Origin of the sequence: Bacillus sp. MYb209 (genome assembly GCF_002975175.1) — a bacterium.
Taxonomy (GTDB): Bacteria; Bacillota; Bacilli; order Bacillales; family Bacillaceae_G; genus Bacillus_A.
Genome location: NZ_PCNZ01000001.1, coordinates 463,082 through 478,579 on the forward strand (window position 1 = coordinate 463,082; position 15,498 = coordinate 478,579).

Consider the following 15,498-nt stretch of genomic DNA (forward strand, 5'->3'; position numbering starts at 1 on the left):
TGTTTAGTCTTTATAGAAATGAGAGGAGAATGTACATGGATGTATCATTATTATTGGAGTATGGTTGGGTATTACTCATCCTAATTGCACTAGAGGGGATTTTAGCGGCTGATAACGCTCTCGTTCTCGCAATTATGGTAAAACATTTACCAGAAGAAAAACGAAAGAAAGCACTATTTTATGGATTAGCAGGAGCGTTCGTTTTCCGCTTCGGATCACTATTTATGATTTCGTTCCTAGTCGATGTATGGCAAGTGCAAGCAATTGGTGCGATTTATCTTATGTTTATCGCGGGGAATCACTTATTTAAAACGTATGTTAAAAAGAATACACATGAAGAAACAGAAGAAAAAGAAGCAAAGAAAAAACAAGAGAACTTTTGGTGGACTGTATTTAAAGTCGAAGTTGCTGATATCGCCTTCGCTGTTGATTCAATTTTAGCTGCTGTTGCATTAGCAGTGACTTTACCGAAAACAGGATTAGGTACGATTGGTAGTCTTGATACAGGTCAATTTATCGTTATCTTTACAGGTGGACTTATCGGATTAGTTATAATGCGATTTGCAGCAACTGCTTTCGTACAAATATTAAAACGTAAACCAGGACTTGAAACTGCAGCATTCTTAATTGTAGGTTGGGTTGGTGTGAAATTAGCAGTTTATACATTAGCACACCCTGCATTAAATGTCCTTCCGCATTCATTCCCAGAATCTACTCCGTGGAAGCTTACATTCTGGACTGTATTAATTGGAATCGCAGTTGGCGGTTGGTTCTTCTCGAAAGAAGTAGAAGTAAAAGTAGAAAAGAATTTAGACGAAAAAGCGCTGTAATTACAGTGCTTTTTCTTTTTCTCTCGTTTCAATCCCCTCTCTATTTTTAGAAAAAATTCCATTATACTACCTTTTGTAAGCGTTTTTCCAAAGTTTTGTATGTCCTTTTTGTGAAATATTGCACAAACTTATTGAAACTATGAACAAATCCATGTACTTTATTCATATAAGGAGTATTTATAGACGATGTACTAAAGGAGCGTATTACTCATGCTAGAACAAGGATTAGATTATGTTGTAAAACTGGCTAAGAGCAAAAAGCAAATGCTAGATACAAACCCAATGCAATATTTCATCCGCGCTGCACTCGCGGGCATTTATATTGGATTTATTATTGTACTATGTTTCAAATTAGGTAATTTCTTTCATATTGCAGATTCACCAGCAACATATTTAGCCGCTTCTATGTTTTTCGGAATTGCACTCGTATTAATTATATATGGCGGCGCTGAACTATTTACTGGCAATACAATGTACTTTACAGTGGCAACTTTGAGAAAAGAAACAACTATTTCTGATACACTTCGCAACTGGGTTGCTTGTTATGCAGGTAACTTAGCTGGTGCTTTATTCTTTGCTTTATTATTTTACGCAACTGGAATTTTCGAAGCAATTGGGCACGGTCATTTAATGAATAAAGTTGTTGAAGGAAAGATGAATACACCAACAATGCAATTATTCTTTAAAGCGATTTTATGTAACTGGCTCGTATGTCTTGCCTGCTTCTTACCTTCTCAAGTAAAAGGCGATACAGCAAAAATATTGATGATGATGATGCTCGTTTTCACATTCTTCTTATCTGGCTATGAGCATAGCATTGCAAACTTATCATTGTTTGCCTTATCTTTAGTTTCACCACATCCTGATACAATTACTTTCGCTGGGGCTATTCATAACTTAATTCCAGTTACAATCGGTAACATTATTGGCGGATCCGTATTTGTCGGTATGGTCTATCATTACTTAACAAAGAAAGCACCTGATGTTAAACAAGAGGAAACTGAATTAGTTGCAGCTCAACAAGAAGAAATCATTCCTTTACAAGCACATATGAAACACTAAAAACTCCAAGGTTACGCTTTGGAGTTTTTAGCTCCCTACATATTTCAAGGCAATATAAGGATTAATTCCCCCGTTTTCCTTCCCTCTCTCTATGCTCTTTTTCATCTGATGCATACCGATGACATCATTTGTATGAAAGTGAATTTCATTAACATATAGTCCTTCTTTACAGAAAGCTTCTACAAAATCTAACCCACTTTTTTGTCTCCATCCCATATTATAATCGAGGGAAATAATATTCACCTCATTATCCCTAACAATTTGCAAGGCGGATTCTACTGTGGTTGCCAAAACATATCCGTACGGACAACCTCTTTGATCATCCATATATACATTCATTTTCTATCTCCTCTCTATTTTGCATATGTGACCAACACATAACATATTGCCCCAAGGCTAATAAAAGGTCCAAACGGAATTGGAGTTTTTATTTTTATACGTTTTAACGCTATACCTATTCCGAAAAAACAAAGACTAAAGCAAGATGCTAAAAATAAAGTTATAAAAATACCTTTCACTCCTATTATAAATCCGAGTAATGAAAGTAATTTTGCATCACCTCCGCCAAGACCATCTGGATAAATCTTTTGCATGCAATATAACAAAATAAATATAGTTCCACTGCCAGCTATACTATCTATCCAAGTAACTAACGGTACAAAAATACATTCTAAAATAAGCAAAATCCCAAACCAAATTAAAATACGATTAAGTATTAGCATATATACTAAATCTGTAACTGAAATAATAAGAAGTAAAGAAAAGAGCGATAAAATGATGATGAGCTCTCGTTCTATTCCAATTACATATACAGTAAGAAAAAATAAACTCCCTGTAACAAATTCAAACACTATGTACAAACTTGAGATTTTTCTTTTACAACTCGTACAACGCCCTTTTTGCATACAAAATGAAATGATTGGAATAAGTTCTTTCGGCTTTAACGTATAGTTGCAGTAATGACAGTACGAACGCGGTGTAATAATAGATTCCCCTACTGGAACTCTCATCGCAATCACCATAAAAAAAGAACCAAACACCATCCCTGTTAACAATACATATAAATAAGTGAACATCCCTTCCTCTCCTTTCCAAAAGAACATAACAAAAAAAGGAGAGAACTTCTACTTCACATTATCTTTATTCTATTAAAAAAGCAGGCCGTTTTCCGGCCTGCTTTCCCCTATTTTATACGATGAAATATACTGCTTTTAATGGTCCATGTACTCCGACAACAAGATTCATTTCAATATCAGCAGAGTTACTTGGTCCTGTTATAAAGTTAATACAAGATGCCACTGCTTCACCTTTTTCTACTCGAGAGTTCATGTGTTGAACTGCTTGGGTAATACGAGGTACAAGTGTTTCACGTGGAATAATAGCAAAATATACAGTCGGTAAAAAGTGTAAAGAACGACCTTGCCCTTTATGACTTTGTACAACAATCGTACCAGATTCAGCTAATGTATAATCACTAAATGCAATTCCGATATTTGCTTTTTCCGCTATACGCATATTCTCTTCTTTTTTCTCAGGATCCCATACATTTACTTCAACATTTTGCTTTGGAAGCTCTTCTTTAAATAAAGAAGTCAATCCATAGGAATCAAAACGTTCATCTGCCGATAATATAATAGGTCCCCCGCCGTTTTCAACGATTACTTTTTGAATATCTTCACGTAAACGGTCGTTTGTCGTTTCCACAACAGTTGTATGAATGTTTGTACATTGATTTTTAAATACTTCTAACAATTCTTCTTGTGAATAATCTTTTAACGTTTCTACATTCACATTACTTTTCCATGCTGGACGTTCTACGCCTTCTGTTTTACGCGCGCGCCCAAGTTCTTTTGCGATATTATCTAGAAAGGACTCACGGTTTTGAATTAATCCTGTCATTATTTGTCCCCGCCTTTCTTATGATCTTTATACCAATCACGGAATCGTTCTTTACTTGGAGCCGGGAATTCACGAATATCCGTCCAGTTTTTAAGTGGGCCAACACCTTTTGATACACGGTTACCCGATGTAAATGGACTCATTGCTGCCGGTGCCATTTTTGATCCCATTTTATATAAAGCTGCTGAAGAAGCACCCATGCTAAACATTTTCATTGCTAATTTTTCTGCAAGTGGGGCACGTCCTTCTTGCTCAACGATAACTTGACGATGCTTTAATAATAAATCATGCAATGGAATCTTTACTGGACAAGCTTCTGTACATGCTCCGCATAAACTAGATGCATACGGAAGCTCTTTGTAATCGTCATACCCACCTAAAAGTGGTGTTAATACCGCACCGATTGGTCCTGAATAAATAGATCCATATGAATGTCCACCAACGTGACGATATACCGGACATACGTTAACACAAGCAGCACAACGAATACATTGCAATACTGAACGGAATTCCGATCCAAGAATTTGAGAGCGGCCATTATCAACAACGACTAAATGAAACTCTTCTGGTCCATCTACCTCTTCCTCTTGAATTGGTCCTGCTACTGTTACATAACTTGTTAATTTTTGACCTACCGCACTACGACATAGTAAACCAACTAAAACATCTAATTCTTCCATTGTCGGAACCATACGTTCCATACCCATTACTGCAATTTGTGTTTTCGGAATCGACATAACAAGATCGGCATTACCTTCGTTCGTCACTAAACAAAGAGAGCCAGTATTTGCAACAGCGAAGTTACAACCTGTCACACCAATTTCTGCATCCATAAATTTCTCACGAAGTTGTTTACGAACAAACTTTGTCATTTCGTATGGATCATCAGAATTTTCATATCCAAGTTTTTCTTTAAATACATCACGAATTTGCGTTCTGTTTTTATGAAGTGCAGGTGCAATAATATGTGATGGTGGATCGTTATCTACTTGCAAGATATACTCTCCTAAGTCACTCTCTAACACTTCACAACCAATCTCTTCAAGGGCATGATTCATACTAATTTCTTCAGTTACCATTGATTTTGATTTTACAACTTTCTTCGCTTGTTTCTTTTTTGCAACGTCTTGAATATACTTTGCTGCATCCTCTTTCGTTTTCGCAAAGTAAACGTGACCGCCTCTTTTTGATACATTTTCACTTAACTGCATTAAATAATAATCAAGATTTTCTAACGTATGTTGACGAATTTGTTCACCTAGTTCCCGCCATTCTTCCCAGTTTCCCAACTCGTCAGCTGCTTTTAATCGATTTGTATATAAACGCGTTTGTGCAGAAGATACTGCTCCGCGCATAAACGAATCTTGAATTCCATCGCCAACGCGATCATTAAATTTTTTCTCACTGATTTTCATAGACATAGCTTATGTTCCCCCTTCATGAGCGACTATTCAAGACCTCAGCAATATGCATTACTTTTACTTCTTTTCCTAAACGCTCAATACGTCCGCCAATGTTTAACAAACACCCACAATCTGCACCGATTAAATAATCAGCACCTGTTTCCATTACACTATCTACTTTTTCATCTACCATTTGCTCAGAAATTGGAGTCATCTTAACTGAAAACGTTCCCCCAAACCCACAACAATTTTGCACGTTTGGCAGTTCTCTCACAGTTAATCCTTTTACGTTTGATAATAAAATTCCTGGTGCCTCTTTTACTCCAAGTAGGCGTGTCATATGACAAGATTTATGAATAGTAGCTATCCCTGGTAAACTTGCACCAACATCTGTAACTTTTAAGACATCTACAATAAATTGTGTAAATTCATATGTTTTATCAGCAACCTTTTGTGCACGTTTAGCCCACTTCGGATCATCTTTAAAAACATGCGGATACTCATGAAACATTGTCGCACAAGAGCCAGATGGCGTAACGATATATTCTGCATCTTCGAAAGTTTCAATCATATGTTTCATCGCTTCTTTTGCTGCTTCTACATGGCCGCTATTATAAGCAGGCTGACCACAACAAACTTGTGCTTCTGGAAATTCAATTTCACAACCTAAACGCTCCAATACTTCAACTGTTGCTTTGCCGACGTTTGTTTCAAACATATCGACTAAACAAGTAACAAATAAAGTAACTTTCATAACTATAATTCCCCCTTATTACAACTTCGCCAACAATCATATGGTCATCAGATGACTAAGATTAGAAGAAGTAGGCTCAACCATGGCCTATCCTCTCCCTCTTCCAAAGAAAACGTTTACTTAATCTCTCTCAATTTTATCAGAAAATTAGAATTTTAAAAGATTAAATTACGAATTTATATCGCTTTTCCCTGTGACAATATGTTCTACATTTGTTAAATGATTTAACATCGCTTGCTGCGCTAATTCCACATCTTGCTTTAACACCGCATTATATATAGCTCGATGCTCTTCTAAAAGTCGTTCCGATGTTGTTTGTTCACCATATAAAATAATGCGTCTTGATTCACCAATCGTTTCAGCAATCATCTCTGAAACATGATTCATGAGCTCAAGTAAGATATTATTATGCGAAGATTCTGCAATTCCCATATGAAAATGAAAGTCTGCTTTTTCGCCAGCCTTCTCATCTCCAATGCTCTTTGCCATTTCATCTAACCAATGTTTCATATTTTGCAAATTATCATCCGTACGTTTTGCCGCTGCCGCTCGAACTGCCCCCACTTCGAGCACCTTCCGTACTTCTAATAAATTCAAAATATCCTCTTTCTTCATTAATAACTTGTTATTTAATGATTTCGTTAATGAAGAAGGATCAAAATTCTTTACATATGTACCTTCTCCTTGTTTCATTTCAATTAAGCCCATTGCTCTTAGCGCACTTAGCGCTTCACGAACAGCAGATCTGCCAACTTGAAACTGCTCAGCTAATTGATGAACAGGAAGTAGTTTGTCACCAGGTTTTAACGTACCATTTTTAATCATTGTTAAAATAGCTTCAGATACTTCTTCGTAAATTTTTTTCGGTTTAATAGATTTGTACTCCAGTTAAATCACCTCAGTATCTTCCAAACAACAATTGTAACGTTTTATAAGAACTTAGCATCCATAACCATTTTAGAACGAATTAGTAAGAAGTACAAATGTTTTGTTCATAAAATAGTCAAACTTTTGATATTTGTTGGATATTAATTAATACATTTACGCGTAACTATTTACCTTCAATATGAAGAGCATATTCCAAAGGTTAGAATATGCTCTCCTCATCTTGTGCTTTTAATTTAATAATAACTGTCGTCCCCTTACCTTTTTCACTTTCTATTCTCCACTCCCCATCATGTATATGAGCAATTTGCCTTACAATTGCAAGACCTAAACCTGTTCCACCGTGTTGACGACTTCTCGCTTTATCTACTCGGTAAAAGCGTTCCCCGAGATTTTCTAAATGCTCTCTATCAATACCTATTCCTGTATCTTTTATGTGCAATTCACAATAATCATCGATTTGCTTTAATGTTATTATGATATCCCCGTTTTGATTTGTATAACGTATCGCATTATCTAACACATTATGAAGTACTTGTTGCATACGATCCTCATCAATCATTACGATAATTTCAGGATTTAAATTCGTTGAAATACGAAGTTTTTTTTCTATAAACTGTAACTCGTACGTATCTAGTACATCTTCAATAAGCTGTGAAAAAACGATAGGTTGTTTCTTTAGGGGAAAGTGTTCACCTTCTAGCTGCGCTAGATCTAATAAATCATGAACAAGGCGTTGCATGCGACCTGCTTCTTTATGGATGAGTTGCGTTACTTTTTCCTGCTGCGGCCCCTTCGCTACACCGTCTAAAATAGCTTCACTATATCCTTTAATATAACTAAGCGGTGTTCTAAGTTCATGCGAAACATTAGCTAAAAATTCCTTACGCTTTACATCTTCTGTTTCTAAAGAATTTGCCATTTTATTAAAAGCTTTTCCCAATCGTCCAATTTCATCTTCTGAAGAAATTGTAATCCGCTCTGAGAAATCTCCAGTAGCCAAATGATTTGCAACTCGTTCCATTTGCGAAAGCGGTCTCGTAATAGCAATAATAATTTTTCTACCCATCCATATTGTAATTAAAATCATTGCAAGTGCTAACGGCGCTAAAATAAGACCCATATCAAATATTAAGTCTTTTATACTTTTTAAAGGAATATAAGAGTATACAATACCAACTAATTTTTTATCATCTAAAACAGGGATGACAACACCCATAATATTACGATCAAAATGTTCTTCATACCCTATCTTTGTCACGGTTTTCCCATCTAATAGCGCCTGTCTATCCCCTTCACTTATAAGAGAATGATGGTGAACATCAAAAGGCAAACATGCGCTTAAATCACGCGGATTGTATACGAAAAGGACATCTGAACTAGATATTTGATCATATGCCCTTACTTTCTCTTCAAAAGTGGATACTCCTTCACGTTTATCATATTGCGTGGCAAGACGTTTCCCTTCCATTACTAATGAATCTTTTAAATTATCAACGTATAACTTTTCATATGAGTATAAAGATACAAAATAAAGAAAGGAAACTGTTACACATACTGCACATACTACTGTAAGCCAAAGCTTTTGTACCATCGTAAACATACGTTACACCTCAAATTTATAACCTACACCCCAAACGGTTTGAATGTAGTTTCCACTTTCTCCTAGCTTTAGACGCATTGTTTTTACATGCGTATCTACCGTTCTTGTACTTCCTGCATAATCATATCCCCACACCTTTTCAAGCAATTGTTCCCGGCTAAATACTTGTCCATTATGTTGGCAAAGAAAATATAGTAAATCAAACTCTTTTACCGTAAGAGGAATCGTCTCACCATTCGTCTCGATCCTCCTACTTTTTTCATTAATAAGAATCGGTCCAAATTGAATCTCTTCTTGCTGTTCTTGCTTTGTATATCGTCTTAAAACAGCTTCCATACGAGCAATTAGTTCCCCAGGACTAAATGGCTTTACAATATAATCATCTGCTCCCATACGTAAGCCGTTCACCCTATTCCACTCTTCACCTTTTGCTGTTAAAAATATAATAGGTACATCCGACGTTTTTCGAATCTCTTTACAAACTGAAAGCCCATCCATCTCAGGCATCATAATATCTAGTACAACAAAATCGTAATGATCCATCTCTAATTTTCGAAGTGCCTCTTTTCCATTTTCAGCTTCTCCCCACTCGTATCCGAAGTTATCTAAGTACATTCCGACAAGTTGCCTCATATCACTTTCGTCATCTACGACTAGCACGTTATATTTACTCATTGCCCTTCCCCTTCTCTCTCTATGAGTTGAAACGGTCCTTTTCCGACTTTAATTGTTTGTTTTATTTTCATATTCTTCATATCCATTACGCATACTTCATCGCTATCATAACTAGCTACATATCCTTCTACACCGCTTTTCAAAAATGCAAATGGATTAGATCCTACTTCTGCAAATCCTACCTCTTGATACGTACTTGCATCAAACTTTCTAAGCGTATTCGAACCGTGACTTAGCGCATATACATACTTATCATCCTTTGTTATATTCACAGGCATAAACGGAGCATGTAAAGAACGCATCATCTCTCCGCTCTGTAAAGAATACACTAATACTTTCTCATTCACTTGACTTCCATCACCATGTCCACCAATCCATATTTCTTTCCCATCAGCGCTAACCGTCGCTCCTGTTGATGCTGGTGGAATCATAAAGGACTGTATCACTTCTTTTTTCTTTGTATCAATGGTCGTTAGTTTCGTATCATAAAAGTTTAGTACAGATAACTGGTTATGATGCTCTACCATCGTTATCGGCCCTTTTCCTGTTGAAACACTCCCTGTCTCTTTTCCTTTTATCGTAAAGAACCTTACCTTTTGTTCATTTTGATCGGCAGCAAATAATTGTTTTCCATCATCTGATGCGACAACATTAGCAATTCCTTTTCCAGTCTTATATTTGTCCACTTGTCTTCCTTCTACTAGTGAATATACATACATATATTCTAATTGCTTACCATAAACGAGTATTTCCTCGCCATTTGAAAGTAGCGTAACCCCCGCAATCGGCTCATTTAATTCCCATGTTGTTAATAGCTTCTTTGTTTTTTTATCAATAAAACTAATACTACCTTCCTTTATATTCGTTGTTATAATAACACTTTTATCTTTAGCAATCGGTGTATATGAACTTCCTTGACACCCTACTAATAGAAATAAAAAACAGAGAAGAAAAACATACTTTCTCAAAAGATTCCCTCCATCTTCGGATGATTTCGTTATAATTGTAAAATAACAAATAAATGTGTGGAAAATGTGAAATCTTCCTTTATTAATAAACTTACATATATAATGTACAACAAATAGAATTTGAGGTGTGCAAATTATGCTTTTTCCTGATTTAGCGAATAAAATTGTACGTGAGGTACGCAGATTAATTACTGAAAACATTATTATTATACAAGGCGTTATTATCGCAAGTACAGATGCGGAAAGAATCGGTCAATTTCATGAAGGTGCACTCCGCTGTGCGAAACAAAAGAAAACTGTCATTATTACAAAAGATGATGAACGACGACTGCAAGGTGTAAAAGCTGGGATGAATCTTCCATTACTATTCCATGACGAAGTAATCGGCGTGATTGGAATTACAGGAGAACCTGAAAATATTTCACAATACGGAGAAATATTACGTAAGATGACCGAATTATTAATTCATGAAAACTACTTTTTAGAACAACTAGAACTTGAGCACCGTTCTTATGAAGCATTTGTCTTTGATTGGCTTCAAAATACAGACTGGTCTCCAAGTTTTCTCGATCGTGCAAAAACGCTTGGCATTGATTTATATAAGAAGAAACAACTTATTTTATTATCAATCGCCCAAGATAATACGATGCTCCAGCGTAAAATTTGACAACATATGCGCAACATTTTAGCAAAAGAAAATTTATTTGTTCGTTGGGGAAATGATCGGTTTATTTTGTTTACAACAATGCAATCCAAAGAGCAAACCTTTCAATTTTTAAAACGGTTAAAACAAGACTGTGAAACTTTATTTTCTATTACTTTATATATCGGGATTGGACAAACAGTTACGCCAAGCAATATGAACTTATCGTACGAACAAGCATTACGCGCCCTTTCAGTATCACTTAAAACGAAAGAAATTGTATTTAATGAAGATTTACGTTTAGAAATGTGCTTACAAGATATTTCTACTGAAACTCGGGAACAGTTTCTAGAGCGTACCATTGAAAACTTAGTACCATCTCCTGAGCTTATGCACACTTTACGTTTATTTATCGATTATAACCAATCTTATAAGCAGACAGCTGAGCAATTACATATACACATTAATACACTACATTACAGGCTAAAAAAGATTGAAGAACATACAGGACTTGATCCGAAACAATTCAAAGATTTAAACGTTTTATACTTCGCACTCCTCTTATTAGATAATCATACAAAAAATAACGATAAAATAGATTAATCTTTAGATGATTGTACACAGAAAGAATCCCCCGACTTTTTTATCATTATAATGAAAGCACTGTTACAACGTTTTTTATTATGACGAAATACGTTAACAGTTTGAGGGGGATTTCCAATGTTAGAAAAGCAAATTATTGATTCATTCGTATCTATTGTTGGCGAAGATAATGTAGATACATCCAATATGGGGCGTTTAACTTATAGTTATGATGCCACTCCAAACTTCCAAGCGATGCCTGATGCAGTCATTGCTCCTCGTAATACAAATGAAGTAGCAGACGTGTTAAAAGTGTGTAACACTCATAAAATCCCGGTATATGTACGAGGTTCTGGAACGAATCTTTGTGCAGGAACGTGTCCATTAGAAGGCGGTATCGTCCTTATTTTCCGTCATATGAACAATATTTTAGAAATTGACGAAGAAAATTTAACAATTACTGTACAAGCTGGCGTTATTACACTTGATATCATTAAAGCTGTAGAAGAAAAAGGTTTATTTTATCCACCAGATCCAAGTTCTATGAAAATTTCTACAATCGGCGGTAATATTAATGAAAATTCGGGCGGATTACGTGGTTTAAAATATGGCGTAACACGTGATTATGTAATGGGGCTTGAAATTGTCTTACCGAACGGCGATATCATTCGCACTGGCGGTAAATTAGCAAAAGATGTAGCTGGTTATGATTTAACTCGTTTATTTATTGGTTCTGAAGGAACACTTGGTGTTGTTACGGAAGCTATATTAAAACTTGTCCCTATGCCTGAAACGAAGAAAACAATGCTCGCACTATATGAAGATATTAACGAAGCTGCTCGAGCTGTTTCTGCTATTATTGCGAATAAAATTATTCCGGCGACACTTGAGTTTTTAGACCAACCAACAATTGAAGTTGTAGAAGAGTTTGCACAAATCGGTTTACCAACTGACGTCAAAGCAATTTTATTAATTGAACAAGACGGTCCACCTGAGGTTGTCAATCGAGATATCGAAAAAATGGCTAACGTTTGCCGTGCTATGAATGCGGTCGATGTTCGCGTTGCAAAAGATGAAGATGAAGCCGAAGCAGATGCGCTTCGTACAGCACGCCGTAGTGCACTATCAGCACTTGCAAGACTAAAACCAACAACAATACTAGAGGATGCAACTGTACCGCGTTCAAAAATCGCTCCAATGGTTGAAGCAATTAATGCGATTGCAAAAAAATATAATATTCCTATTTGTACTTTTGGTCATGCTGGTGATGGTAATCTACATCCAACTTGTATGACAGATGCTCGTAACGAAGAAGAAATGCACCGAGCTGAGCAAGCTTTTGCCGAAATATTTGCGAAAGCGATTGAGCTTGGTGGTACCATTACTGGTGAACACGGTGTTGGCGCGATGAAAGCTCCGTATTTAGAAATGAAATTAGGTAAAGAAGGTATTGCTGCAATGCCAGGTATTAAACAAGCCTTTGATCCAAATAACATTATGAATCCAGGAAAGATGTTCGCGAAAGACTCTCGTAAAAGAGTGGTGGTTGAGCGATGACAACATTAAATAAAGAAAAAATTCAAAAGGAATTTAAAGAACGATTAAATGAAGACGAACTATTAAATTGTATGCGATGCGGTTTTTGTTTACCTACTTGTCCTACTTACATTCAATCTGGGTATAAAGAATCACATTCACCACGCGGTCGTATCGCATTAATGAAAGCCGTCGTAGATGGTTTAATTGAGCCAGATGAAGATGTTGAAAATACTTTAAATGTTTGCCTAGGCTGCCGTGCTTGTGAGCCCGTTTGTCCATCTGGTGTTAATTATGGACATTTATTAGAAGAAACTCATGACATTATTAATCAAAACAAAAAATTCTCGCTGCCAGTGAAAGCCGTTCGTAAAGTTGTATTTGAAGGATTATTCCCTCATCAAAACCGCATGAGAACTTTAACTGGACTTATCGGATTATATCAACGCTCTGGTTTGCAGACGCTCTCACATAAAACGGGGATTATGAAGCTATTCCCTGAAACGATCGCAACGATGGATCTTGTCTTACCGAAAGTTCCTAAAATGAAAGAAATGAAAAATCGCCCTGAATTTTTACAATCTGCAATTACAAAGAAAAAGCAAGTTGCTTTCTTCACAGGGTGTTTAATGGATACTATGTTTTTAGAAACAAATAACGCAACGATGAAACTTCTTCAACTTGCTGGTTGTGATGTCGTTATTCCGAAAACACAAAGTTGTTGCGGAGCATTACACGGACACGCTGGTGAAAAAAGTGGTGCAAAGGAATTAGCAAAACGAAATATACAAGCATTCGAAGATTTACAAATCGACTATATCATTACGAATGCAGGTGGCTGCGGAGCTTATCTCGTAGATTATGATTATTTATTAAAAGATGATCCTAAGTGGGCAGAGCGTGCAAAGCAGTTTGTTTCTAAAATTAAAGATATTACTGCTATACTAGTAGAACTAGATTTCCATAAACGAACTGATTTACGACTTCCACCGCAAATTATTACGTATCAAGACTCTTGTCATTTACGTAATGTTATGCGAACATCTTCTGAACCTCGTATGTTACTAGAGGCCATCAAAGGTGCAATCTATCGTGAAATGAAGGATGCAGACCGCTGCTGTGGTTCTGCTGGTATTTATAATATTGTTCATTCGGAGTTATCAATGGAATTTCTAGATTATAAAATGGATCGTGTGCATGAAACAGATGCAGCGACAATTGTTACTGCAAATCCTGGATGTCTATTACAAATGAAACTAGGTATTGAACGTGAAGGAATTTCTCATAAAATGCGAGGAATTCATATTGTAGACTTATTATTAGAAGCAATTGAAACCAACTCGTAATAACTCGTAACATACGTAACAATAGGAAAACGGCTATCTCCTTCGTCTATGTAAAGAGCTAGCCGCTTTTTTGTCCGCTACAACATTAAAACTATGTTACTTTATTATAAAAAAGAACAACAGAAACATTACAGTTTTGTAAAAATCAATCCATTATATTCCTCAAAAAAATGCTCAAACCATTGATACAATAGGATTCTTCATTTTCAATTTAGGTAACTTTATCCAAAATACCCCTCTTAAAACCAAGCATAAAAATGCTGAAAATTCCTTTTATACTCTACGTTTCTCTTATTTCTTTCCTTTTCTCCTCTTAGGATAAATTAGGTAATTTTTAAATCTATGAATTTTTTTCCATCTTATTTCTCGCAAATTGTATGCTACGATGGATTTGTCAGTCAGACAGGCTGTCAAAAACAAATCGTGTGAAAACAAATTAAAACTTTATATAGGGGGACACACATCATGAAAAAGCGTGTTTTATTATCTGTAGCTGCTGCAACAGCTCTTACTTTAGGAGTATCATCTTTAGATGCACAAGCTGCAACAGTACAACCATCTAACGTAAAGGTTCAAAATATTCAGCATTCAAAAGTAATGATGAAACAAATGAGCCAACAAGAATTACAAGCATTCTTACAATCTATGGGAGTTGAGTCATTAGCACAATGGAATCAAGGTCAATTCCAACAAGATTGCTTCATTCCTGGTCAACAGCCTACTGAAAATGTTGTAACTGAACAACCAACAGCTAAGCCAGAAGCTCAAAAGCCTGCTGAGGAAACTCAAAAACCAGCGGAACAAAAGCCTGCTGAAGAAGTTGCTAAACCAGAAGCTCAAAAACCAGTTGAAAACAACAATACTCAAAACGAGACACAAAAACCTGCTGAGCAAAAGCCTGCTGAAGAAGCAAAATCTTTAAGCGAATTCGAACAACGCGTTGTTGAATTAACAAACGCTGAGCGTACAAAACAAGGCTTACCAGCATTACAAATTGATACTGAATTAAGCAAAGTTGCACGCGCTAAATCTGAAGATATGCAAAAGAATAACTACTTTGATCATAACAGCCCTACATACGGGTCTCCGTTTGACATGATGAAAAAATTCGGTATTTCTTATACATCTGCAGGTGAAAACATCGCACAAGGCCAACGTACACCAGAAGAAGTTGTACAAGCTTGGATGAACAGTGCTGGACACCGTGCAAACATTTTAAATAGCGGCTTCACTCATATCGGTGTTGGTTATGTAGAAAGCGGCAACTACTGGACACAACAATTTATTACGAAGTAAATAGAAAAAAAGAGTC

Annotated in this window: 14 protein-coding genes and 1 pseudogene; 6 read left to right on the plus strand and 9 right to left on the minus strand. The window is 36.1% G+C overall.

The window, feature by feature from the left end; translation table 11 throughout:
• Positions 1–35: 35 nt before the first annotated feature.
• Both CQZ94_RS02610 and CQZ94_RS02615 read left to right on the plus strand, forming a co-directional pair.
• A complete protein-coding gene (locus CQZ94_RS02610; protein ID WP_105584164.1) occupies positions 36–830 on the plus strand; it encodes a TerC family protein in 795 nt (264 codons plus the stop codon).
• A 210-nt stretch (positions 831–1,040) separates the two neighbouring features.
• Entirely contained in the window at positions 1,041–1,892 is an 852-nt protein-coding gene (locus CQZ94_RS02615; RefSeq protein WP_105584165.1) for a formate/nitrite transporter family protein, read from the plus strand.
• Between the two features lie 27 nt (positions 1,893–1,919).
• Here the strand turns inward: CQZ94_RS02615 and CQZ94_RS02620 are convergent, their stop codons facing one another.
• The 9 genes from CQZ94_RS02620 to CQZ94_RS02660 form a co-directional block, all read right to left on the minus strand.
• Entirely contained in the window at positions 1,920–2,231 is a 312-nt protein-coding gene (locus CQZ94_RS02620; protein WP_105584166.1) for a cyclic-phosphate processing receiver domain-containing protein, read from the minus strand.
• A 14-nt stretch (positions 2,232–2,245) separates the two neighbouring features.
• Positions 2,246–2,968, minus strand: coding sequence for a prepilin peptidase (locus tag CQZ94_RS02625; RefSeq protein WP_105584167.1), 723 nt, complete (start codon positions 2,966–2,968; stop codon positions 2,246–2,248).
• 112 nt (positions 2,969–3,080) lie between these two features.
• A complete protein-coding gene (locus CQZ94_RS02630) occupies positions 3,081–3,791 on the minus strand; it encodes a LutC/YkgG family protein (RefSeq protein ID WP_016104238.1) in 711 nt (236 codons plus the stop codon).
• Positions 3,791–5,212 carry a LutB/LldF family L-lactate oxidation iron-sulfur protein gene (locus CQZ94_RS02635; protein ID WP_000061921.1) on the minus strand — a complete coding sequence of 474 codons (1,422 nt, stop codon included), beginning with the start codon at positions 5,210–5,212 and terminating at the stop codon, positions 3,791–3,793. Before CQZ94_RS02635 ends, CQZ94_RS02630 begins: the two co-directional genes overlap by 1 nt.
• Positions 5,213–5,228: 16 nt before the next feature.
• Complete coding sequence (locus CQZ94_RS02640) at positions 5,229–5,948, minus strand: (Fe-S)-binding protein (RefSeq protein ID WP_000869145.1); 720 nt, start codon at positions 5,946–5,948, stop codon at positions 5,229–5,231.
• Positions 5,949–6,116: 168 nt separating this feature from the next.
• Positions 6,117–6,806, minus strand: coding sequence for a FadR/GntR family transcriptional regulator (locus CQZ94_RS02645; protein ID WP_258166007.1), 690 nt, complete (start codon positions 6,804–6,806; stop codon positions 6,117–6,119).
• Positions 6,807–7,035: 229 nt separating this feature from the next.
• On the minus strand, positions 7,036–8,436 hold the full coding sequence (locus CQZ94_RS02650; RefSeq protein WP_105584169.1) for a sensor histidine kinase: 1,401 nt from the start codon (positions 8,434–8,436) through the stop codon (positions 7,036–7,038).
• A gap of 3 nt (positions 8,437–8,439) precedes the next feature.
• Complete coding sequence (locus CQZ94_RS02655) at positions 8,440–9,111, minus strand: response regulator transcription factor (RefSeq protein ID WP_105584170.1); 672 nt, start codon at positions 9,109–9,111, stop codon at positions 8,440–8,442.
• The gene (locus CQZ94_RS02660; RefSeq protein WP_105584171.1) at positions 9,108–10,079 is read right to left on the minus strand and encodes a YncE family protein; all 972 of its coding nucleotides are present in this window, start codon (positions 10,077–10,079) and stop codon (positions 9,108–9,110) included. The genes CQZ94_RS02655 and CQZ94_RS02660 overlap by 4 nt, the downstream gene beginning before the upstream one ends.
• A gap of 136 nt (positions 10,080–10,215) precedes the next feature.
• Between CQZ94_RS02660 and CQZ94_RS02665 the strand changes: the two are divergent.
• From CQZ94_RS02665 to CQZ94_RS02680, 4 genes and pseudogenes are all read left to right on the plus strand, one after another.
• A pseudogene (locus tag CQZ94_RS02665) lies at positions 10,216–11,325 on the plus strand (CdaR family transcriptional regulator).
• A gap of 117 nt (positions 11,326–11,442) precedes the next feature.
• Entirely contained in the window at positions 11,443–12,861 is a 1,419-nt protein-coding gene (gene glcD / locus CQZ94_RS02670) for a glycolate oxidase subunit GlcD (RefSeq protein WP_105584172.1), read from the plus strand.
• The gene (locus tag CQZ94_RS02675; RefSeq protein WP_105584173.1) at positions 12,858–14,186 is read left to right on the plus strand and encodes a (Fe-S)-binding protein; all 1,329 of its coding nucleotides are present in this window, start codon (positions 12,858–12,860) and stop codon (positions 14,184–14,186) included. Before glcD ends, CQZ94_RS02675 begins: the two co-directional genes overlap by 4 nt.
• Positions 14,187–14,651: 465 nt before the next feature.
• A complete protein-coding gene (locus tag CQZ94_RS02680; RefSeq protein ID WP_105584174.1) occupies positions 14,652–15,482 on the plus strand; it encodes a CAP domain-containing protein in 831 nt (276 codons plus the stop codon).
• Positions 15,483–15,498 lie beyond the last annotated feature (16 nt).